16 protein-coding genes and 1 pseudogene are annotated in these 21,531 nt (G+C 65.3%); 12 read left to right on the forward strand and 5 right to left on the reverse strand.

The window, feature by feature from the left end; genetic code table 11:
- Window positions 1–83 (reverse strand): TIGR02300 family protein (locus tag HB630_RS26310; protein WP_213775747.1); only part of this gene is annotated, 83 nt, incomplete at its 3' end.
- A 171-nt stretch (window positions 84–254) separates the two neighbouring features.
- Between HB630_RS26310 and aroA the strand changes: the two genes are divergently transcribed.
- From aroA to trpB, 8 genes are all read left to right on the forward strand, one after another.
- A complete protein-coding gene (gene aroA / locus HB630_RS26315) occupies window positions 255–1,571 on the forward strand; it encodes a 3-phosphoshikimate 1-carboxyvinyltransferase (protein WP_213775748.1) in 1,317 nt (438 codons plus the stop codon).
- Window positions 1,568–2,206, forward strand: coding sequence for a (d)CMP kinase (cmk, locus tag HB630_RS26320; protein ID WP_213775639.1), 639 nt, complete (start codon window positions 1,568–1,570; stop codon window positions 2,204–2,206). The genes aroA and cmk overlap by 4 nt, the downstream gene beginning before the upstream one ends.
- Before the next feature lie 298 nt (window positions 2,207–2,504).
- Window positions 2,505–4,205 carry a 30S ribosomal protein S1 gene (rpsA, locus tag HB630_RS26325; RefSeq protein WP_213775640.1) on the forward strand — a complete coding sequence of 567 codons (1,701 nt, stop codon included), beginning with the start codon at window positions 2,505–2,507 and terminating at the stop codon, window positions 4,203–4,205.
- Between the two features lie 294 nt (window positions 4,206–4,499).
- Window positions 4,500–5,480, forward strand: a complete 981-nt coding sequence (sppA, locus tag HB630_RS26330; RefSeq protein WP_213775641.1) for a signal peptide peptidase SppA — start codon at window positions 4,500–4,502, stop codon at window positions 5,478–5,480.
- 174 nt (window positions 5,481–5,654) lie between these two features.
- Window positions 5,655–5,963 (forward strand): integration host factor subunit beta, encoded by a 309-nt coding sequence (locus HB630_RS26335; protein ID WP_213775642.1) that lies wholly within the window; start codon window positions 5,655–5,657, stop codon window positions 5,961–5,963.
- A gap of 98 nt (window positions 5,964–6,061) precedes the next feature.
- On the forward strand, window positions 6,062–6,454 hold the full coding sequence (locus tag HB630_RS26340) for a lipopolysaccharide assembly protein LapA domain-containing protein (RefSeq protein ID WP_213775643.1): 393 nt from the start codon (window positions 6,062–6,064) through the stop codon (window positions 6,452–6,454).
- A 72-nt stretch (window positions 6,455–6,526) separates the two neighbouring features.
- On the forward strand, window positions 6,527–7,186 hold the full coding sequence (locus tag HB630_RS26345) for a phosphoribosylanthranilate isomerase (RefSeq protein WP_213775644.1): 660 nt from the start codon (window positions 6,527–6,529) through the stop codon (window positions 7,184–7,186).
- Entirely contained in the window at window positions 7,183–8,400 is a 1,218-nt protein-coding gene (gene trpB, locus HB630_RS26350; protein ID WP_213775645.1) for a tryptophan synthase subunit beta, read from the forward strand. Before HB630_RS26345 ends, trpB begins: the two co-directional genes overlap by 4 nt.
- An 82-nt stretch (window positions 8,401–8,482) precedes the next feature.
- Here trpB and HB630_RS26355 read toward each other — a convergent pair whose 3' ends face one another.
- Window positions 8,483–8,827: an endonuclease domain-containing protein gene (locus HB630_RS26355; RefSeq protein WP_213775646.1), complete on the reverse strand. Its 345-nt coding sequence runs from the start codon at window positions 8,825–8,827 to the stop codon at window positions 8,483–8,485.
- A gap of 72 nt (window positions 8,828–8,899) precedes the next feature.
- Between HB630_RS26355 and trpA the strand changes: the two genes are divergently transcribed.
- The 4 genes from trpA (at window position 8,900) to HB630_RS26375 (ending at window position 14,292) form a co-directional block, all read left to right on the forward strand.
- The gene (gene trpA / locus HB630_RS26360) at window positions 8,900–9,736 is read left to right on the forward strand and encodes a tryptophan synthase subunit alpha (protein WP_213775647.1); all 837 of its coding nucleotides are present in this window, start codon (window positions 8,900–8,902) and stop codon (window positions 9,734–9,736) included.
- 98 nt (window positions 9,737–9,834) lie between these two features.
- Window positions 9,835–10,773, forward strand: a complete 939-nt coding sequence (gene accD / locus HB630_RS26365) for an acetyl-CoA carboxylase, carboxyltransferase subunit beta (protein ID WP_213775648.1) — start codon at window positions 9,835–9,837, stop codon at window positions 10,771–10,773.
- A gap of 95 nt (window positions 10,774–10,868) precedes the next feature.
- Window positions 10,869–12,113 (forward strand): folylpolyglutamate synthase/dihydrofolate synthase family protein, encoded by a 1,245-nt coding sequence (locus tag HB630_RS26370; RefSeq protein ID WP_213775749.1) that lies wholly within the window; start codon window positions 10,869–10,871, stop codon window positions 12,111–12,113.
- A 115-nt stretch (window positions 12,114–12,228) separates the two neighbouring features.
- On the forward strand, window positions 12,229–14,292 hold the full coding sequence (locus tag HB630_RS26375; protein WP_213775649.1) for a methyl-accepting chemotaxis protein: 2,064 nt from the start codon (window positions 12,229–12,231) through the stop codon (window positions 14,290–14,292).
- 93 nt (window positions 14,293–14,385) lie between these two features.
- Here the strand turns inward: HB630_RS26375 and trxA are convergent, their stop codons facing one another.
- From trxA to addB, 3 genes and pseudogenes are all read right to left on the reverse strand, one after another.
- Window positions 14,386–14,706: a thioredoxin gene (gene trxA / locus HB630_RS26380; protein WP_213775650.1), complete on the reverse strand. Its 321-nt coding sequence runs from the start codon at window positions 14,704–14,706 to the stop codon at window positions 14,386–14,388.
- A gap of 68 nt (window positions 14,707–14,774) precedes the next feature.
- Window positions 14,775–18,297 (reverse strand): annotated as a pseudogene (addA, locus tag HB630_RS26385) (double-strand break repair helicase AddA).
- Window positions 18,294–21,449: a double-strand break repair protein AddB gene (gene addB, locus HB630_RS26390; protein ID WP_213775652.1), complete on the reverse strand. Its 3,156-nt coding sequence runs from the start codon at window positions 21,447–21,449 to the stop codon at window positions 18,294–18,296. The pseudogene addA and the gene addB overlap by 4 nt, the downstream one beginning before the upstream one ends.
- Between the last annotated feature and the right edge of the window lie 82 nt (window positions 21,450–21,531).

Consider the following 21,531-nt stretch of genomic DNA (forward strand, 5'->3'; position numbering starts at 1 on the left):
ATCACCGGGCTCTTGTTCAGGTCATAGAACTTCTTACCCGTCGTGGGGCAAATGCGTTTGGTTCCGAGGTCGGATTTGGCCACGTGCATGAATCCTGGGAATTTCTGAAAAACGGTGCTTCACTTGGCTAGTTGAAGCGCCGCTGTCAATAGCGGTCTACAGGACTTTGACAGTCGGGTGACGCCGTGTGGCGCATGTGCTACCTGCCGCCGCGTGCAGAGGACACAATCTTGACCCATTCACCCACCCCGGCAATGCCGCTTGAGGCCCGTTCTAGCGGGCCCCTGACCGGGAAAGCGCGCGTTCCCGGCGATAAATCGATTTCGCACCGGGCGCTGATCCTGGGGGCGCTGGCGGTCGGCGAAACCCGGATTTCGGGCCTTCTGGAGGGGGAGGACGTCCTTAACACCGCCAAATCGATGCGGATGCTGGGCGCCAGGGTGGAGCGGACCGGCGAATTCGCCTGGTCGGTACAGGGAGTCGGCGTCGCCGGCTTCGCCCAGCCTGACGTTCCGCTCGATTTCGGTAATTCTGGCACCGGCTGCCGGCTGGTGATGGGCGCGGTCGCCGGCTGCCCGATCACGGCGGTGTTCGACGGCGATGCGTCGCTGCGCAGCCGGCCGATGCGGCGGGTGCTGGATCCGCTGGAACGGATGGGCGCGCGCGTGACGGCAGGCGGGGAGGGCGGCCGTTTGCCGCTGACGCTGGCCGGCGCCCGCGAGCCGCTGCCGATATTGTATCGCACCCCGGTGGCATCGGCGCAGATCAAATCCGCAGTGCTGCTGGCGGGGCTGGCGGCCCCGGGCGTCACGACGGTGATCGAGACCGAGGCCAGCCGCGACCATACCGAATTGATGCTGAAGCATTTTGGCGCCGAGATCGTCTCGACGCCGGAAGGCAGCCACGGCCGCCGGATCGCGCTTACCGGCCAGCCCGAACTGCATGGCGCTAATGTCGTCGTGCCGGCCGATCCGTCATCGGCCGCGTTTCCGCTGGTTGCCGCGCTGATCGTCGAGGGCTCCGACATCGTGCTGCCCGACGTCATGACCAATCCGTTGCGCACCGGCCTGTTCACGACGCTGCGCGAGATGGGCGCCTCGATCGAGGAAAGCCATGCGCGGGGCGATGCCGGCGAGCCGATGGCGCAACTTCGCGTGCGCGCCTCGCGGTTGCACGGGGTCGAGGTGCCGCCGGAACGCGCGCCCTCGATGATCGATGAATATCTGGTGCTCGCGGTGGCGGCGGCCTTTGCCGAAGGCACCACCATCATGCGGGGCCTGCAGGAATTGCGCGTCAAGGAATCCGACCGGCTGGAAGCCACTGCCGCCATGCTGCGCGTCAACGGCGTCAAGGTCGAGATCTCGGGCGATGACCTGATCGTCGAAGGCAGGGGCCATGTCGAGGGGGACGGCCTCGTCGCCACCCACATGGATCATCGCATCGCCATGTCGGGGCTGGTGATGGGGCTCGCCTCCGACAAGCCGGTGAAGGTCGACGATACCGCTTTCATCGCCACCAGCTTCCCGGATTTCATCCCGATGATGCGCGCGCTGGGAGCGGAGTTTTCATGATTATCGCGATCGACGGCCCGGCGGCTTCCGGGAAAGGTACGCTCGGCAAGCGGCTTGCCCATCATTACGGTTATCGCCACCTCGATACCGGCGTGATCTATCGTGCGGTCGCCAAGTCCTTGCTGGATACCGGCGCCGACCTGAACGACGAGGCGCGCGCGGTTGCGGCCGCGATGGAACTCGACCCCGAAAAGTTCGGTGATCCGGTGCTGAAAACCCAGCAGGTGGGCGAGGCCGCCTCGGTGGTGTCGGCATTCCCGCGGGTGCGGGAGGCGCTGGTCGATTTTCAGCGGCATTTCGCCGCCGGTCCGCCCGGCGCTGTGCTCGACGGCCGCGACATCGGCACCGTGATCTGCCCGGATGCCGACGTGAAGATCTTCGTCATCGCCGATCCCAAGGTCCGCGCCCGCCGCCGTACCCTGGAGGCCAAAGCGCGCGGCGAGGAGGCCGACGAGGCTCTGGTGCTGGCGGATATCCTGGCCCGCGACGAACGTGACCGGAATCGCGCCACGGCTCCTTTAAAGGCAGCGCCGGATGCTCACTTGCTTGATAACTCGCATTTGGATATAGAAGGCGGCGTCCGGGCCGCCATCGACATTATCGAGGCTGTCCGAGCGGGCCGGCAGCGGGCTTGAGCGTTTTCAAACTGAACCGCTGCCGTCATTGGAGGAAAGCCCGCTTCCAGATCTTCGAAGTCGATAAACCGATTTCAGGTCCCGGGCATCTAGGTCACGCGCATTCTTTTCGCAGAACCGGTACCCGCTTTTGCGGAATGCGCGCCATCAAACGTATCTCACGTGCAGGCATGCTGCCGGCCCGCTTTCCGCGACTTCCAGCGGCTAAGCGGACGTTAGGGTTTGCGGAACTCTGACATCTCACGCGCGATGCGCCCTTTAACCCGACTGGCCGGCGATATCCGTATCTGGAGAACAAATGGCTTCGACTGCTGCTTCTTATAATCCTACCCGCGACGATTTCGCCGCGATGCTTGATGAGTCCTTTGCCGGCGGCAATTTGCAGGAAAGCTCGGTCATCAAGGGCAAGGTAGTTGCAATTGAAAAGGACATGGCCGTCATCGATGTCGGCCTGAAGACCGAAGGCCGCGTGGCGCTGCGCGAGTTCGCAGGACCCGGCCGCGAAAGCGAACTCAAGGTTGGCGACGAGGTCGAGGTGTTTCTCGACCGCATCGAAAACGCGCTCGGCGAGGCCGTGCTGTCGCGCGACAAGGCGCGCCGCGAGGAAAGCTGGGGCAAGCTCGAGAAGGCCTTCAACAATAACGAGAAGGTGCATGGCGTCATCTTCAACCAGGTCAAGGGCGGCTTCACCGTCGATCTTGACGGTGCGGTGGCCTTCCTGCCGCGTTCTCAGGTCGATATCCGCCCGATTCGCGATGTCGCGCCGCTGATGAACAATTCGCAGCCGTTCCAGATCCTCAAGATGGATCGCCGTCGCGGCAACATCGTGGTGTCGCGCCGCACGGTTCTGGAAGAGACCCGCGCCGAACAGCGCCAGGAACTGGTACAGAACCTCGAAGAGGGCCAGGTGATCGACGGCGTCGTCAAGAACATCACCGATTACGGTGCGTTCGTCGACCTCGGCGGCATCGACGGCCTGCTTCACGTCACCGATATCGCCTGGCGCCGGGTCAATCACCCGACCGAAGTGCTGACCATCGGCCAGACCGTGAAGGTCAAGATCATCAAGATCAACCACGAAACCCACCGCATTTCGCTCGGCATGAAGCAGTTGCTGGACGATCCGTGGCAGGGCATCGAGGCGAAATATCCGCTGGGCGCCCGCTTCACCGGCCGCGTCACCAATATCACCGACTACGGCGCCTTCGTCGAACTGGAGCCGGGCATCGAAGGCCTGATCCACGTCTCGGAAATGTCGTGGACCAAGAAGAACATGCATCCCGGCAAGATCGTCTCGACTTCGCAGGAAGTCGAAGTGCAGGTGCTGGAGGTCGATTCCGTCAAGCGCCGGATTTCGCTCGGGCTCAAGCAGACCATGCGCAACCCCTGGGAAGTCTTCATCGAGAAGTTCCCGGTCGGTTCGGTGGTCGAAGGCGAGGTCAAGAACAAGACCGAATTCGGCCTGTTCCTCGGGCTGGAGGGCGATGTCGACGGCATGGTCCATCTGTCCGATCTCGACTGGAAGCTTCCGGGCGAGCAGGTGATCGACAATTACAAGAAGGGCGACATGGTGAAAGCCGTGGTGCTCGATGTCGATGTCGAAAAGGAGCGCATCTCGCTTGGCGTCAAGCAGCTCGAAGGCGATCCGTTCGCCGAACCGGGCGACGTCAAGAAGGGCGCGGTCGTGACCTGCGAAGTGCTCGAGGTGAAGGAAAGCGGCATCGAAGTGAAGATCGCCGGCACCGACTTCACCACCTTCATCAAGCGATCCGAACTGGCCCGCGACCGCAATGATCAGCGCGCCGAGCGGTTCGCCGTCGGCGAGAAGGTCGATGCGCGCGTGATCCAGTTCGACAAGAAGGCGCGCAAGGTGCAGGTCTCGATCAAGGCGCTCGAAGTCGCCGAAGAGAAGGAAGCCATCGCGCAATACGGCTCCTCCGATTCGGGAGCAACGCTGGGCGACATCCTCGGCACCGCGCTCAAGAATCGCGAAAAATAACCGGTTGCTTCAGCCGCGCCCATCAATCAGGCCCCGGTTTCGACCGGGGCCTTTTTGTTTTCCCTCCAACCGTCATTCCGGGATGGTGTGCCAGCACCAGTCCTCCGATGTGCAATTGCACATCGTAGTTCGATGCGGAGCCTGTCATCGGGCCGCACTTCGCGCGGACCCGGTGGCATCGCCCCGGAATGACGAACCTGTTTTCTTCAAATTGTGCTTGAATTGATGTAGTCTGATAACCGGATAGTTACGCTGCGGATGCAAAACACGCCGGCTGTTTCAGGAGAAATGTCGATGTCGCTCGATTCGGACGTGATCGTCGATCGCCGCAGGCTGCGCCGCAAGCTGACGTTCTGGCGCGTGGTGGCCACAGCCATCGCGATCGCCGCGATCATCGCGGTCGGCATGGCCGTGACGCCGGCCGGCCGTGGCGCGCTCACGGCCTCGGGCTCGATTGCCCGTGTCACCATCGAGGGCTTGATCCGCAGCGACCAGGATCGCGTCGAGGCGCTGGAACGGCTGGCGGATTCGAAGGCCGCGGCCGTGATCGTGCATATCAATTCGCCCGGCGGCACCACCGCCGGCTCGGAGCAGCTCTACGATTCGCTGATGCGGCTGAAGGCGAAGAAGCCGCTGGTCGTGGTGGTCGAGGGGCTGGCGGCCTCCGGCGGCTACATCACCGCGATCGCGTCCGATCACATCATCGCGCAGCAGACCTCGCTGGTCGGCTCGATCGGCGTGCTGTTCCAGTTTCCGAACTTCACCGACCTTTTGAAAACCGTCGGCGTCAAGGTCGAGGAAGTGAAGTCTTCGCCGCTCAAGGCCGCCCCTAACGGGTTTGAGCCGACCAGCCCCGAAGCGCGCGCGGCGCTGGATGCGCTGGTGAAGGATTCCTATGCGTGGTTTCGCGGTCTCGTCAAAGAGCGTCGCGGCATGAACGATGACCAGCTCGAAAAAGTCGCGGACGGACGGGTCTTCACCGGCCACCAGGCGGTTGATCTCAAATTGATCGACGAACTTGGCGATGAAAGAACCGCGGTGGCGTGGCTGGTCGCACAGAAAGACGTGAAGCCAGACCTTCCCGTGCGCGATTACAAATTGCAGCCGCGTTTCGGCGACCTCACCTTTCTGCGAACGGCGGCTTCGATCACGCTCGATGCGCTCGGCCTGAGCAACATTGCGCGCCAGCTTGAACAGAACGGCAGCGTGCAGGCTGTCGATCGCTTCGGTCTCGACGGCATGTTGGCGCTTTGGCAGCCAGCCGGGTCCAATTGAGCGGCACGAATCCGGTCTCCAATCGGTTTTCCCGCACTGCGAGTATAGTCACAATTTTCGCGCCGATTCGTTTGTCACGTGTTTTCGCAATGCCCCAAATTGATTTAGCGTCTTGACAGTTCAAGGTATTTTCACGGAAATGAGCATCCGCACGTCCTCCGGACCCTGGCTTCGATGATCAAATCCGAACTCGTTCAACGCATCGCCGAGCACAACCCGCACCTCTACCAGAGGGACGTCGAGAATATCGTGAACGCGATCCTCGATGAAATAGTCGCAGCTTTGGCGCGTGGCGACCGGGTCGAACTGCGCGGTTTCGGCGCGTTTTCGGTGAAGCATCGCCCGGCCCGGGCGGGTCGTAATCCGCGCACCGGCGCCCATGTGCCGGTGGATCAGAAAAGTGTTCCGTTTTTCAAGACGGGCAAGGAAATGCGCGAGCGGCTGAACCGCGAGAACGGTGCGCCTGACGCCGGCGGCGCTTGAGCCGTTCCGGTCCCGCGCATCTTCAAACTTGTAACGTATAACGTGTAGCGTGCTGCGGAAGATGTTCCCGCCGATCTCCAGCGATGCGAGAGATGGTCATGCGAAAATTTCTCACGGCTTTGGTCGTCGTTCCGCTGGGCCTGATCTTCGTCGTCTTTGCGGTTGCCAACCGTCATCTGGTGACGCTGTCGTTCGACCCTTTCAATTCCAGCGATCCTTCGATCGCGGTCCGGCTGCCGCTATTCGTCGTCATTATCGCGGTTGCCATTGCAGGCGTGGTGGCGGGCGGTCTCGCCACCTGGTTCCGGCAACGCCGCTGGCGCCGGGCGGCGCGCCGGCATGAGGCGGATGCCCGGGCCGCGCGGGCGCAACTAGCCGATCTGCGGGCTGCCGCGACCGCCCGGGCCAGCGCTCCCCAACCGTTTCCGGCATTGACCCAGGGCGGGCATTATGGCGCTGCCGGGCGAGACAAGCAGGGCGCGACGTTGTAGAACGCGCCCGCGCGGCCCGGTTTTCGAGCCTGCCGCCGCGTTTCTGGCCCATACCGTCCCAAACCGTGAAGCATGTCCCTGGTTGTCAAAATTTGTGGCCTGTCTACGCCCGAGACCCTGGATGCCGCGCTGCAAGCAGGCGCCGACATGGTGGGATTCGTATTCTTTCCGCCGTCGCCCCGTCACATCGGTCTGGAGACGGCGCGCGATCTCGGCCGGCAGGTCGGGCGGCGTGCGCTCAAGGTCGCGCTTGCCGTCGATGCCGACGATGCGGCGCTGGCCAACATCGTCGAAACGCTGCGGCCGGACATCCTTCAGCTTCACGGCAAGGAAAGCGTGGCCCGGCTGCGTGATATCAAACAGACCTTCGGTCTCCCGGTGATGAAGGCCATCGCGGTCGAGAATGTGGCCGACCTTGCGCCGCTGCCGGGCTATGCGGCGATCGCCGACCGGATTCTGTTCGACGCCCGTGCGCCGAAGGGCGCCACCCGGCCGGGCGGTCTGGGCGCGGCATTCGATTGGCGCGTACTGGAGAATCTCGATCTCAAATTGCCCTTCATGGTCTCTGGCGGTCTCAACGCCGGCAATGTCGCGGAAGCCGTTCGCGTCACCCGCGCCGGCGGCGTCGATGTTTCCTCCGGCGTCGAGCGTGAGCCCGGCGTCAAGGATCCCGAGCTGATCCGCGCCTTCATCCGCGCCGCGCGCGCCACCCAAGAGTTAAGCGTACGATGACCCCGAACCTGCCCAATTCCTTCCGTAGCGGACCCGACGAGCGCGGGCATTTCGGCATCTTTGGCGGCCGCTTCGTCGCGGAAACGCTGATGCCGCTGATCCTCGATCTGGAAAAAGCCTATGCGGAGGCCAAGGCCGACCCGGCCTTCCAGGCGGAAATGAACGGCTACCTCAAGCATTATGTCGGCCGGCCGTCGCCGCTCTATTTCGCCGAGCGCCTGACCGAGCATCTGGGCGGGGCGAAAATCTACTTCAAGCGCGAGGAGCTGAATCATACCGGCTCGCACAAGGTCAATAATGTGCTGGGCCAGATCATGGTGGCGCGGCGCATGGGCAAGAAGCGCATCATCGCCGAAACCGGCGCCGGCCAGCACGGCGTCGCCACCGCGACCCTGTGCGCGCGGTTCGGGCTCGAATGCGTGGTCTATATGGGCGCGGTCGATGTCGAGCGGCAGCAGCCCAACGTCATCCGCATGGAGATGCTGGGCGCCAGGGTAGTCCCGGTGCAATCGGGCTCGCGCACGCTGAAGGATGCGATGAACGAAGCGCTGCGCGACTGGGTCACCAACGTCCACAATACATTCTACTGCATCGGTACGGTCGCGGGACCGCATCCCTATCCGATGATGGTGCGCGATTTCCAGTCGGTGATCGGCAGCGAGACCCGCGTGCAGATGCAGGAGGCCGAAGGCCGTCTGCCGGATTCGCTGATCGCCTGCATCGGCGGCGGCTCCAACGCGATGGGGTTGTTCCATCCGTTCCTCGACGATCCCGGCGTCGAGATTTTCGGCGTCGAGGCCGCGGGCCACGGGCTGACGCAATTGCATGCGGCTTCGATCGCCGGCGGCCGGCCGGGCGTGCTGCACGGCAACCGCACCTATCTGCTGATGGACGATGACGGCCAGATCCTGGAGGCGCATTCGATTTCGGCCGGCCTGGATTATCCCGGCATCGGTCCAGAGCATTCCTGGCTGCACGAAACCGGCCGGGTGACCTACCTGTCGGCGACCGACGACGAAGCACTGGCGGCGTTTCAACTGCTGTCGCGGCTGGAAGGCATCATCCCGGCGCTGGAGCCGGCCCACGCCATCGCCAAGGTAATGGATCTCGCGCCGAAGCGGCCGAAAGATCATCTGATGGTGGTCAACCTCTCCGGCCGCGGCGACAAGGACGTGCCGCAGGTCGGCGACATCCTGAAGAGCAGGAAGACGTGATGGCCGAAAGGTGGCGCTCTCTTCACCTCTCCCTGCCGGGGAGAGGTCGGCTGCGCAGCAGCCGGGTGAGGGATCTTTCCGCTCAATCGGATCGAAGCGAGCTCTCGATCATTTCGAGGACTCCTTCGAGATTCTCGTACACGTCCGTATTTGAGACGCGGACGACAAGGAAATCGCTGGCTTCAAGGACATCTGACCGCGCCTTGTCTCGCTTGACATCAGAAGGTTCAGAATGGGTCACGCCGTCGACTTCAACCATCAGTTTTCCGTCGAGCGTTACGAAATCGACGATATATCGGTCAATCGGGTGCTGGCGGCGAAACTTCCAGCGCGCCAGCTTCCGATTGCGGAGCGCTTGCCAAAGCTTAGCTTCGGCACTTGTCTGTGACGCACGAAGGCTTCGTGCTCTGGCCTTGAACCTATCCATCCCCCTCACCCGGCTGCTGCGCAGCCGACCTCTCCCCGGCGGGGAGAGGTGTAGCACAGCGAATGCCGCACCATGACCACCCGCATCGATACCCGTTTTGCCGAGTTGAAGAAGCAAGGCCGCTCGGCCCTCGTTACCTTTGTGATGGCGGGCGATCCGGATCTCGCGACGTCGCTCGACATCGTTAAGGCGCTGCCCAAAGCGGGTGCCGACATCATCGAGATCGGCATGCCCTTCACCGATCCGATGGCGGATGGCCCCTCGATTCAGGCCGCGGGTTTGCGCGCGCTGAAGGCGGGCATGACGCTCAAGAAGACTCTCGAGATGGTGCGCGGCTTCCGTAAGGACGACGACACGACGCCGCTGGTGCTGATGGGCTATTACAATCCGATCTATATCTACGGCGTCGACAGGTTTCTCGCCGACGCCAGGACGGCCGGCGTCGACGGACTGATCATCGTCGACCTGCCGCCCGAGGAAGACACGGAATTGTGCCTGCCGGCGCTGAAGGCCGGGCTTAATTTCATCCGGTTGGCGACGCCGACCACCGACGACAAGCGGCTGCCCGCGGTGCTCTCGAACACCTCCGGTTTTGTCTATTACGTTTCGATCACCGGCATTACCGGTAGTGCGAGCGCCGACGCCAAGGCTGTCGGCGCGGCGGTAGCCCGCATCAAGCGGCACACCAAATTGCCGGTCTGCGTCGGCTTCGGAATCCGGACGCCGGAAGCTGCCGGCGCGATCGCCGGCAGCGCCGACGGCGCGGTCGTCGGCACGGCGCTGATTGATGCCCTGCGCGGCAGCCTCGATGCGGACAGCCGCGCGACAGCCCAAACGATCGGCGCGGTGACCGATCTCGTGGCCTCGCTGGCGCAGGGCGTAAGGGCTGCGAAACAGGCCGCGGAATAAGCCATAATTGCGGTGCAAGCGTCGGCTTGCCGGGCCTAGCCCGGGCCGCCATATATTTGCAAGGCGGTCGCTGTTTGATCGCTAATCGGGAGCGAACCATGAACTGGCTCACCAATGTCGTCCGGCCGAAAATCCGCAACATCCTGCGCCGCGAGACGCCGGAGAATTTGTGGATCAAATGCCCGGATTCAGGGCAGCTCGTGTTCTACAAGGATGTCGAGGCCAACCAGTTCGTCATTCCGGGCTCGAATTACCACATGCGCATGGGCGCGGTGGCGCGGCTGAAATCGGTCTTCGACAACGAGACCTGGTTCGATGTCGCGCTGCCCGAGGTGACGGCCGATCCGCTGAAATTCCGCGACGAACGCAAATATGCCGACCGCATCAGGGACGCGCGCGCCAAGACCGGTCTGAACGACGCCATCAAGGTCGGCTACGGCAAGCTCGAAGGCGCCGGCGCCGTCATCGCGGTGCAGGATTTCGACTTCATGGGCGGCTCGCTCGGCATGGCCGCCGGGGAAGCGATCGTGCGCGGGCTCGAACTGGCGCTGGAGAAGAAGTCGCCGTTTATCGTGTTCGCCGCGTCCGGCGGCGCGCGGATGCAGGAAGGCATCCTGTCGCTGATGCAGATGCCGCGCACGACGGTCGGTGTGCAGATGCTGCGCGAAGCCAAACTGCCCTATATCGTGGTGCTGACCAATCCGACCACCGGCGGCGTCACCGCCTCTTATGCCATGCTGGGCGATGTGCAGATCGCCGAACCCGGTGCGCTGATCGGCTTTGCCGGCGCGCGGGTGATCGAACAGACCATCCGCGAAAAATTGCCGGAAGGATTCCAGCGCGCCGAATATCTGAAAGACCACGGCATGGTCGACATGGTCGTTCACCGTCACGACATGCGCGCCACCCTGGCGCGGCTCTGCCGCTTGCTGATGAAATCTCCGGCGCTTGAGCCGGCGGTGAAGACGGCGCCGCAGGTCTCGGCGGCCCAGATTGTGACGGCTCCGGAAACGGTGCCGGCCGCCCCGCACGCGTGAACGCGCCCGCCTCCATACCGTCACCATTGCTCCGCGATGTGATCGCGCGATTATCCGCGCTGCACCCGCAAGGCATCGATCTCGGTCTGGAGCGGATGCACCGGCTGCTGGAGCGGCTCGATCATCCCGAGCGCAAGCTACCGCCGGTGATTCATGTCGCCGGCACCAACGGCAAGGGTTCGACGATCGCTTATTTGCGCGCGATCCTGGCGGCGGCGGGCCTGCGCGTTCATGTCTACACCTCGCCTTTTCTGGTGCGGATCAACGAATGCTTTCGTCTCGGCAGCGCCGGTGGCGGGGCGCTCGTGAGTGACGACGAATTGCGCGGGACGCTGGAGCATTGCGAGCGGGTCAATGCCGGCGCGCCGATCACGATTTTCGAAGCCGAGACCGCGGCGGCGTTTTACCTGTTCGCGCAGCATCCGGCCGATGTGCTGCTGCTGGAAGTCGGCCTCGGCGGGCGGCTCGACGCCACCAACGTGATCGAGGCGCCGCTTGCGACCGTGCTCGCGCCGATAAGTTTTGACCACACCGAATTTCTCGGGCGCACGCTGGCTGCGATTGCCGCCGAGAAGGCCGCGATCATCAAGCGCCACGCGCCGGTGATTTGCGCGGAGCAGGCGCCGGAGGCGATGGCGGTGATCGAAGCGCAGGCGCGCCGCCTGCGCGCGCCGTTGCACGCCGCCGGACAGCATTGGCACGTCAATGTCGAGCGCGGACGTCTCGTTTATCAGGATGATCGCGGGCTGATGGACCTCGCCGCGCCCCGGCTGTTCGGGCGGCATCAGTTCGACAATGCCGGGCTTGCGATCGCGACGCTGCGCGCGCTCGACGCTTTCAGGATCGACCATGCGGCGTTCGAGGCCGGCATCGTCAACGCCGAATGGCCGGCGCGGATGCAGCGCCTGTCGTCGGGTGCGCTGGTGGATGCAGCGCCGGCGGGTTGCGAGATCTGGCTCGACGGCGGGCATAATGCCGAGGGCGGGCGCGTCGCCGCCGCGGCCCTGGGCGATCTCGAAGAGCGGGTGTCGCGGCCGCTCGTGGTCATCGCCGGCATGATGGCGAACAAGGATGCCGGCGCGTTTCTCGCCAATTTCGCCGGGCTGACCCGCCACATCATGGCGGTGCCGATCCCCGATCGCGGCAATGCGATGCCGCCGGACCGGCTGGCGGACGCCGCGCGCTCGCTCGGCATGCGCGTGGAAACCTCTCCCAGCGTCGAAGCGGCGCTGCACGCGCTGACACGCCTTGCTTATGAGGTGCCGCCGCGCATCCTGATCACCGGCTCGCTTTATCTCGCCGGCCATGTGCTCGCCGCCAACGGCACGCTGCCGGCCTGAAGCACGTCCCGGCGGCAGGACCTCGCTCTGTATGGCTGCTACCCCAAGCTCATTAAGGGGGCGGAAACCCTACCTGTGGCAGAACAGTGGCGTTTCCGATGGAGTGCATATCAAGATGCGGATCCGTACTTTCTTCCTCGGGTGCTTTTGTTCGGTGGCGTTACCCGGCGCGGCCGCGGCGCTCTGGCTTTCCATCGATGCCTGGAACGACTGGCAGCAACAGCAGGTGGCGACCCTCGCCACGCGCGTCGTGAGCGATGCGCAACGGGCGCAGACCGCGATTGCGGAAGAAGTCGGCCCCTTTGCAGGCCAGCTACATTTAGCCACGCCGGACGTTGATGCGGCGCGCCGGGCGGCGCCGCGGACCGACCGCATGCTGCAGGCGGCGGCGCTCAGCGCCACACAAGGCGGTTTTGACGGCAAGGTGGCGCAGGATACCCTGGCGCGGGTTCAGGCGGGACGGGCCCGCACCATGGAGGAATTCGCCAAGCCGCTCGCGGAGCGAGACCCCGCTTTGCCCGACGCCATGCAAACCCTGCGCAATCAGTCGGTGGAGGCCTTGCGTGGCGTGGCGGCGACGGCGAGCCAGCGTGTGGCGGCCACTTCGCCGGATGCGGCATTGTTCGTGGAAATCGCGCTGGCCGCGATGGATTTCCGTGACTTCGTCGGCCGCCGCAGCGTGCCCGTCGGCAACTGGATCGGCGGCCTTAAAATCGAGCCGCAGGTCTACGAAGACATGTTCCGTTTCACCGGCCGGATGGATCAGGCATGGGCGACCGCGCAGCGCCTGATTGCCGACATGCCGGATAACGCGCATCTGCAGCGTGCCCTGAAAGAGCAGCAGGCGATCCAGGCCCAGTCCGAGCCGCGCTGGCTGGAAGTGCTGGCGCTGGCGCGCGCCGGCGTCGGCGGTGGCAAGGTGGATTGGGGCACCACGGTCCCGCAATTCAGGCCGTGGTCGTTGAAATCGCAGGCGGAGATCCTGGCGCTGCGCGACGCGGCGCTGGACGAGGCGCTGACGCAAACCGAGGCGGCCTCGAATTCCGGCGAGCGAACCTTCTTTTCCGCGCTGGCGCTGGCTGTCCTGGTATGCGGCGTTGCGATTGGCTCGATATGGCTGCTGCTGCGGCGGGTGTTGCAGCCGCTGCGGGTGATGACCTCCACAGTGACCCGGATCGCCGGCGGCGAGCTTGAGGTCGAAGTTCCCGGCCGCGACCGCAGCGACGAACTGGGCGAAATGGCCCAGGCGGTGGAAACCCTGCGCGCAGGGTCCGTGGAGCGCCAGGAAATGGCGGCCATGCAGGCCCGCGAGCAGGAAGCCAAAGCCGCCCAGGCGGAGCGGCTGAGCGGGCTGGTGCGTGAATTCGAGGCCGAAGCGGCTGACGTTTTGCGGGCGGTGGCGGCGGCGGCAACCGAGCTTGACGCCACGGCGGTCGAACTTACCTCGACCGCCCAGACTGGCACGCAGCAGGCGAGTTCCGTGGCGGCGGCCTCCGAACAGGCCAGTGTGAATGTGCAGACGGTGGCGGCCTCTACCGAGGAGCTTGCGACTTCCATTGCCGAAGTCGCGCGCAAGGTGTCGGAAGGCGCTGCGACGGCGCGGCACGCCGCCGATAGCGCACGGCAGACCGACAGCACGGTGCAAAGCCTGGCCGGCGTGGCGAGCCAGATCGGTGAGGTCCTGAAGCTGATCAGCGACATCGCCGGACAGACCAACCTGCTGGCGCTGAATGCGACCATCGAGGCGGCGCGGGCCGGCGAGGCGGGCAAGGGCTTTGCGGTGGTGGCCTCGGAGGTGAAAACCCTGGCGGCGCAGACGGCCAAGGCGACCGAGGAGATCGGCGCCCAGATCGCGGCGATGCAGAGCGAGACCGAGCGGACGGTGCAGGCGATCGCGACGATCGTGCATACGATCGGGCAGCTGGACGCCAATACCTCGGAGTTGGCGGCCGCGGCCGAACAGCAGGCGGCGGCGACGCGGGAGATCGGACGGGCTGCGACCGAGGCCGCGGCGGGTACCCAGGATGCCGCGCGGCACGCGACCGGAGTTCGGGAAGGCGCCGAACGGACCGGCGCGGCGGCGACCGATGTCCGGTCGGCATCGGGGGAACTGGCGCGGCGGGCCGAAGAGATGCGCGGACAGGTGGACAATTTCCTGAGTCGCATCCGCGCCGCCTGATTACGGGCCGGCTTTATCTTTCATCCTTTGCGACAAAGAAAAACGGCCGGCTATTTGCCGGCCGTTTTTGAAAACTGGGTGATACGAAGCGGATTAGACCGCAGCGGTGATCCACTGTTGCAGCTTCTGCTTCGGCGCGGCGCCGACCTGGCGCGAAGCCATTTCGCCGCCCTTGAACACCATCAGGGTCGGGATCGACATCACGCCGTATTTTGAGGCCGTCTTCGGGCTCTCGTCGACGTTCAGCTTCACGATCTTGACCTTGTCGCCCATCGTGCCGGAAATCTCCTCGAGCGCGGGCGCGATCATGCGGCAGGGACCGCACCATTCGGCCCAGAAATCGACCACCACCGGGCCGGTTGCCTTGAGCACTTCGGCTTCGAAATCGGCATCGGAAACCTTGCCAACGGCCATCGGAATTACCTCGTTCGGTTGAGAAGGAAGGCGCGAAAAGGAATCGCGCCAAGGATCATAGGTCCAACCTATGAACGCGGCCTTGCCGGGTCAAGCTCGGTCACCCCCGGCACCAAGGGATGCCAGCTCAGTGTCCAGCGCGGGGGAGGAAATCTCCATCAATTCAGGGGTTTCGGTCCAGAGCAGCGCGGCGCGGACCGCCCGTTGCGGATAAAGCTTCCGTAACACCGCGCGGTACAGCGCAAGCTGGCGGACATAGGCGGCGGGCGCCTCTTCAGGCGCGCCGGGCGGGGCGTGGTTGGTCTTGAAATCGACGATCAGGACCTCGCCTGGCGTCACCACCAGCCGGTCGATCTGACCGGAGACCAGCGCCGGGGGCCGGCCCGGCCGTTCCAGCCGGCCGACGATCGAAACCTCGGCCCGGCTGCCGGGCGCAAAAACCGCGGCGAATCGCGGGTCCTCGATCAGGACATGCACCCCCTTTGCCAGTGCGGCGCGCTCGTCTTCGGTCCAGCCGCCGGCATTGCGGCTCAGATAGTTCAGCGCGGCGTCGCGGCGGCGTTCGCCCGGAACATCCGGCAGCGATTGCAGCAGCCGATGCACCAGGCTGCCGCGCTGAAGCGCGCGCGCGCGCTCCTGGATCGATTCGCCGGTCCGGACGCGGTGACCCTCGTCGTCCGCGCCGGACGGACGCAGCAAATGACTGGAAAACGTCTCGGCCGGAACCGGTATGCGCAGCCAGGAGGGCCATGCGGCCGGCGGGGCCGGTGTCTGGGTTTGCGTGGCGGCTATCTCGGTGACGGTATCCTCGGGACGAGAATAGCGCGTCACCTTGCCGTCGGCGGTTTCCAGTTCCTGTACATGCAAGCCGGACTTGTCGAGGCCCTTGGCGATCAGGTCGTACCAGGAGAGGTCTCTGACCTTGTTCGCATTGCCCGGCATGCAGCCGCCGACGACCAGCCGGTCGGCCGCGCGCGTCATCGCGACATAGAGCAGGCGGCGATATTCGTCCTCGGTTTCGCCGATCATCGCCGCGCGGGCCGCGGCGACCGCGGCAGGGTCTTCCGCCTTGCGGCCGGCCCAGACCACGACTCCGGGCCCGCGCGGCGCGCCGTTGCCCGGCGGCAGATGGACGAGCCGGCGGCGCTGGGTGTCGGAAGGCGAGGTCGTGGTGTCCACCAGAAACACCACCGGCGCTTCCAGGCCCTTGGCGCCGTGTACCGTCATGACGCGGACTTCGTCGCGCGAGATTTCCATGTCGCGCTTCACCTCGGTGTCGGCGGCGCGCAGCCACGCCATGAAGCCTTGCAGCGAGGCTGGCGCCTTGCGTTCATAGCCGAGCGCGAGTTCGAGAAATTCATCGAGCGCGTCGGTCGCTTCGGGCCCGAGCCGCTTGAGGATGCGCTCCCTGCCGCCGTCGCCGCCGAGCAGCCAGGCATGAAACGCAAACGGCGTCTCGTCGGTGAAACGGCGCTCGCAGCGTTCAAGGCGCGCAAGCGTCTCCCTGAATCTGTCCGATGTCGCGCCGTGCTGGCCCAAGGCTTCGCGCAGCGAGCCTTTGCGCTGCCATGCGAGCGTGAACAGATCGTCATCGGTGAGGCCGAACAGCGGGCTCTTCAGCGCCACCGCGAGCGCCAGATCATCCTGCGGCAGCAACAACGCGTCGGCGAGGTTCATCAGATCGATGATCGCGATATGCTCGGTGAGCTTGAGCCGGTCGGCGCCGGCGACCGGAATGTCGGCGTGCTTGAGCGCCTGAATGACGGCGTCGAACGCGCTGCCGCGCCGGCGCACCAGCACCAGAATGTCGCCGAACCGCAGCGGCCGGCGCTGACCGGCGTGGCCTGTCATCGCGCCGCTGTCGACCAGCCGCTTGATCTCGGCCTGAATGCGCCGGGCGAGCTTGACTTCCGGGCTGGTCGCCGCAACGCCGTCGAACGGCGCGCGCCAGCCTTCGATATCCTGCCGGCCGTCGGCTTTCGCCAGCTCCCAAAGCTCGATCAGGCTGGGCCCGGCGTCGGCCATGGCCTCATGCACCGGATAGGCATTTTCCGCATGGATGCTGCGGTAGATCGCTTCGTCGCGAAACACATGATCGACCGATTGCAGGATCGCCGGGCCCGAGCGGAACGAATAGGTGAACGAGACCGGATCGAATTTCAGCCCGGCATCCTCGAATTTTTTCTTCAGCGCCCGGCGGCGGGCGTCGAATTCATGGGGGTCGGCGCCCTGAAACGAGAAGATCGACTGCTTCTCGTCGCCGACCGCGAAGATGGTGCGGACGATGTCGTCGCGTGCGCCCGCGCCGGAGGTGAACTCCGAAATCAGATGCGCGACAATGCCCCATTGTCGCGGGCTGGTGTCCTGCGCCTCGTCGATCAGCACATGGTCGACGCCGCGGTCGAGCTTGTAATGGACCCAGGCCGAGGCCCCGCCGTCCAGCATGTCCAGCGTCTTATCGATCAGGTCGTCGTAATCGAGCAGACCGCGCTCCCGCTTCTCGCGCCGGTAATTCGCCGCCGCCGCGGTCGCGACGGAGAGCAGCGCCTGGGTGCGGTCGCGGATCGCCAATGCGCGGCGCTTCTCGATCAGAGGATCGAGACGGAGAATTTCTGCCTCGATCAAACGGCCAATCGTGGGATTGTCCCGCGCAAAGCTCTTTGTCAGCACCGATTTGCGGGGCGTGTGATCGGTGTCGGTCAGGAAGACGGAGAGATACGCATCGACCTGAGCGGCGCCGGTGAACGCCAGTGCATCGCGCAGCCGCGCTGCCTGATCCTGATCGGATTTGCTGCCAGTGCCGAGAATGGCGGCGATCTCTTCCCACCCTGACCGTCTGACATATGGGCCATCGACAATCATGCGCTCGATGTCCTCGATGCTCTCTGACGCGTCGACGCCGAGGGCCGCGGACAGCTGCGCGGCCGCGGTGTCGGCGCTGCCGGCGGCGTCGGTCCATGCCATGAAGTGATCGCGGCTGAGGCAGGCCTCCCGCACCACGTCCTGGAAGGTGACATCGGCGGCGCTCGACATGGCGACGTCGAGCGCGCGGCCGGCGGGGCTTGCGGGGTCGCGGGCCGCTTCCAGCAGCACCGCGAGATTGGCGCGCTCCATCATCTCGGCCTGGTCGCGCTCGTCGAGCACCGCGAAATGCGCCGGCACATTGGCCTCGAACGGAAATTGTTGCAGCAGCCGGGTGCAGAGCGCGTGGATGGTCTGTACTTTAAGGCCGCCCGGCGTCTCCAGCGCGCAGGCGAACAATTCGCGGGCGCGCCGCCGCAACCGCGCATTGGAGCGCGGCAGGCCGGCCCCGCGGATCGCGGTATCGAGCGCCTCATCGTCGAGCGTGATCCAATGGCCGAGCGTCGAGAATACCCGCTCCGCCATATTGGCCGCGGCCGCCTTGGTGAAGGTGATGCAGAGGATCTTTTCCGGCGCCACGTCTTCGAGCAGCAGCCGGACCACCCGCTGCACCAGCACATGGGTCTTGCCTGAACCTGCATTGGCCGAGACGAAGGCCGAGGCGGCGGGATCGGAGGCGCGCGCTTGCGCGGCGCGCACGGCGTCGGGGATCGGGCGTGGCGTTTTCACCGTTCTTCCGATCCCGAGTTGCCGGCCGCGGACCACTCCTTGATCCGGGCGAGGTCGTCGTAACTGCCGTAACGGTTGGCCCACATCGGCAGGTTCAGCGATTTGTAAGGCTCGCTTTCGTTTTCGAATTTGCGGATCAGCGCCTCGAGCTGCTGCCGCGCATAGCTGGCGGCATCGTCGGGGGATTGCGGCTGATCGCTCTTGTTGACCTTCAATTGCAGCGGCTTGTGCTCGCCCGGCGGATTATTGCCGCTGAGCCTGATATAGCCGATCTCGCTGACTGAACTGTTCGCCGGAATATTTTCGAAGCCGCCTTCGCGCAGGATCGCCGCCTCCAGCGTGAGCTGTGGCGACAGCCCCATGCGCACCTGCTTGCCGGAGGGCGGCAGTCCGGTCTTGTAGTCGAGGATCACGTAGCTTCCGTCCGTCAGGCGCTCGATCCGGTCGGCCCGGGCCGACAGGATGAAGATCCGCTCGTCGTCGAGATGGACCGGGATTTTGCCCTGAATCTCGGCGTCGATGCCGCCGATCTGGCCGCGCCGGGCGATTTCCCAACTCGCGAACCAGGCCGCGATGCGCTGGAAGCGCGGCCACCACAGCGCGCGCGCCTCGGGGCGTTCCATCAGCGGCGCAAACCATTTTTCACCGATCTGGCGCAGCGCGCGCGCCGGATCATCAGGCAGCGCGTGCGCGAAGGTCTGGGTGAATTCGCCGAGCGCCTCGTGGATCGCCGAGCCGCGGTCGGCCGCCGACAACGGCATATCGACGGGATCGAGCGGAACAAGCCGCAGGATATGTCGCGCATAGATCGTATAGGGATCGCGCAGCCAGTCCTCGATCGCGGTGACCGACAATTTCAACGGCCGCGCCGCGCGGGGCGGCCTCGGTTCGGGCTGCGGGACCGGCTCGACCTTGTCCGGCCGGTCGAGCTCCGCGGCAAAGCGCATATAATCTTCGCCGGCGGATTTTGCGGCTTTCCAGCGCTCATCGCCGGCGACAGCCTCCAGCCGGTGCAGGAATCGCGAGGCCACCGCGGGCGCGCCGGCCATTTTCGCGGCGTGGCTGAGGATCACCTCCTCATGGCCGAGCAATTGCGCGAAGTCATGCGCCGAAAGACCGATGCGGCGTTCCGGCAGATCGAGGCCGAGCGCGTGCCGCATCGGCCGGCTCAGCCACGGATCGATCCGCGGCGCCGGGGGCCAGACGCCTTCGACCAGCCCGCCCAGGATGACGCGGTCGGATTGCGTCAGGCGCGCCTCCAGCGGACCATAGATCCGCAGGCTGGCTTCGGCGGCTTCCGGTCGCCGCACCACGCGGTCGCCAAAGGCGGTCTGGAAGATCTGGGGGTAGTCGGCGAGCGGCACCATCAGGCCGCTTGGCGTCCGTTCGCCGAGCAGATCGTCGAACGCCGAAGTAAGCGCCAGCCCCTCATGGCCCTCGAAGGCCAAGGCCACGCCGTCCTGATCGCGCGACAATTCCATCAAGACGTCGCGATGGCGCTCGGCGAGATCGGCGAAATCATGCGGCCTTGATGCAGCAAGGCGCTCGAGCGGGGCCAGCGCCGCCTGCAATGACCCGATCAGCTCCTGGACTTGATCGAGCTCGTCGTGGTCAAGCCTGGTCCGCGGTTCCGAATGATGCAGCGAACAGTTCTCGCCGCGTTGCAGTTTTGCAAGCTCGGTACGGAAGCGGTCGAAATCCCGCGCAAGGCCGGTGCTTCCGGCTTGCGGCCGCGTGCCGCGCAGCAGCGCCAGTTCCAGCGCCTCGACGGTATGCTTGAGCGGGCGCGGGGCGCGGCCGAGCCGGCATAGCGGATGTTTCAGCAGCGCCAGCAGCGTCGGCGGCTCCAGCTGCCGCGCCACGGTGGCGGCGGCGAGCCGTGCAAAGACGCCCACGGGAGTGTCCATCAACGCATCGCCGCCGGAATCATCGAATGCCAGATTCCAGCGGCCCAGCGCCGCCATGACCCGCCGCGCCAGCGCGCGATCGGGCGTGACCAAGGCGGCCGATTTGTTGAGATGCCGCGCCTCGCGCATCGCGACCGCGATCGCCAGCGCCTCCATTTCCGGATTGGCCGCTTCGATCACGGCAAGGCCGGTCATGCCGCGCGCGATCTTTCCGATGATGTCGGGCTCGGTCAGCCGTTGCTGCCAATGCGCGGTTGCGTTCGAGGGCCGCATCGCTTCGGATGCCAGCACATCGCGTCCTTTCGGCGCGGTCGTGCCCAGGGTTTCGACGTCGCTGCGCTTCAGGCCAAACCGTTGCAGCAGCGCGTGCATGGCGAATTGCGGATGGTTGGACGCGGGCGGCGCGGTGAACTGGCCCGCCGCGTTGCGGGTGCCGCCGATCAACTGCCAGGCCTCGTCGTCGAGATCGGTATCGAGCCCCGGCAGCACCACTGCGCCGTGCGGCAAGGCCGCGACGGCATGGAGGAATTTTGCCGTCGCCGGCATCGAGCCGGTCGAGCCCGCCGCGATCACCGGACCGTCGTGATGGGCGCCGAGTCGTGCGGTTTCCGCCTCGATCAACTGATCGCGGCGCGTCGCCGGTTCGATCTTGCCGCGTTCGGCGAGGATCGCGGGCCAGGTATCGCGGGCGACAGTGAGGAATTGCAGCGTGAGCTGCCAATAGCGGTCGAGCGCGTCCGGCACCAGCCCGTCGAGCGCGCGCCAGTCGACCTTGCGCGTGACCATGTCGTCCATCAGCCGCGCCAGATCGTCCGCCAGCGCGAGCGTAGAATCCGGACCGCCGATGACCAGCGGAGCCTGGGCGGGATCGCCGGGCCTGAGTTGCTTCGCCCACAATGCGATCAATTGCGCCAGCAGCAGGCGGCGCTGCAACCCATCCATCGCCGGCGGAATTTCCAGCGCGGCCCATCCGGGAGACGCGGCCTGCGCGAAGGCCAGTTCGTCTTCGTCGATGTCGCCGAGCGCGACGATGCGCGGCAGCACCGCGGCGTCGGTCTTCAGCTCATCGAGGAAGATTTCCCGCGCCATGCGCCCGGCGCGCCGGGTCGGCAGATAAAGCGTCGCCTGCGCCAGCCGCTCCGGATTGGCGCGGGCCTCGAAGCCCCCGACCAGCCTGCCGTCGATCAGCGCCGCGATAACGGTGCGTAGGAACGGTGCCGAGAGGGGAACGCTGAAAACGCGCATGGGCTTCCTGATTCGCGGGATCAGGCGGCATCATGGCATGGGTGGAGAAAAGGGGGGAGTCGTTGGACTCTCACCGTCATTC

Origin of the sequence: Bradyrhizobium sp. dw_78 (assembly GCF_018449525.1) — a bacterium.
Classification (GTDB): Bacteria; Pseudomonadota; Alphaproteobacteria; order Rhizobiales; family Xanthobacteraceae; genus Bradyrhizobium.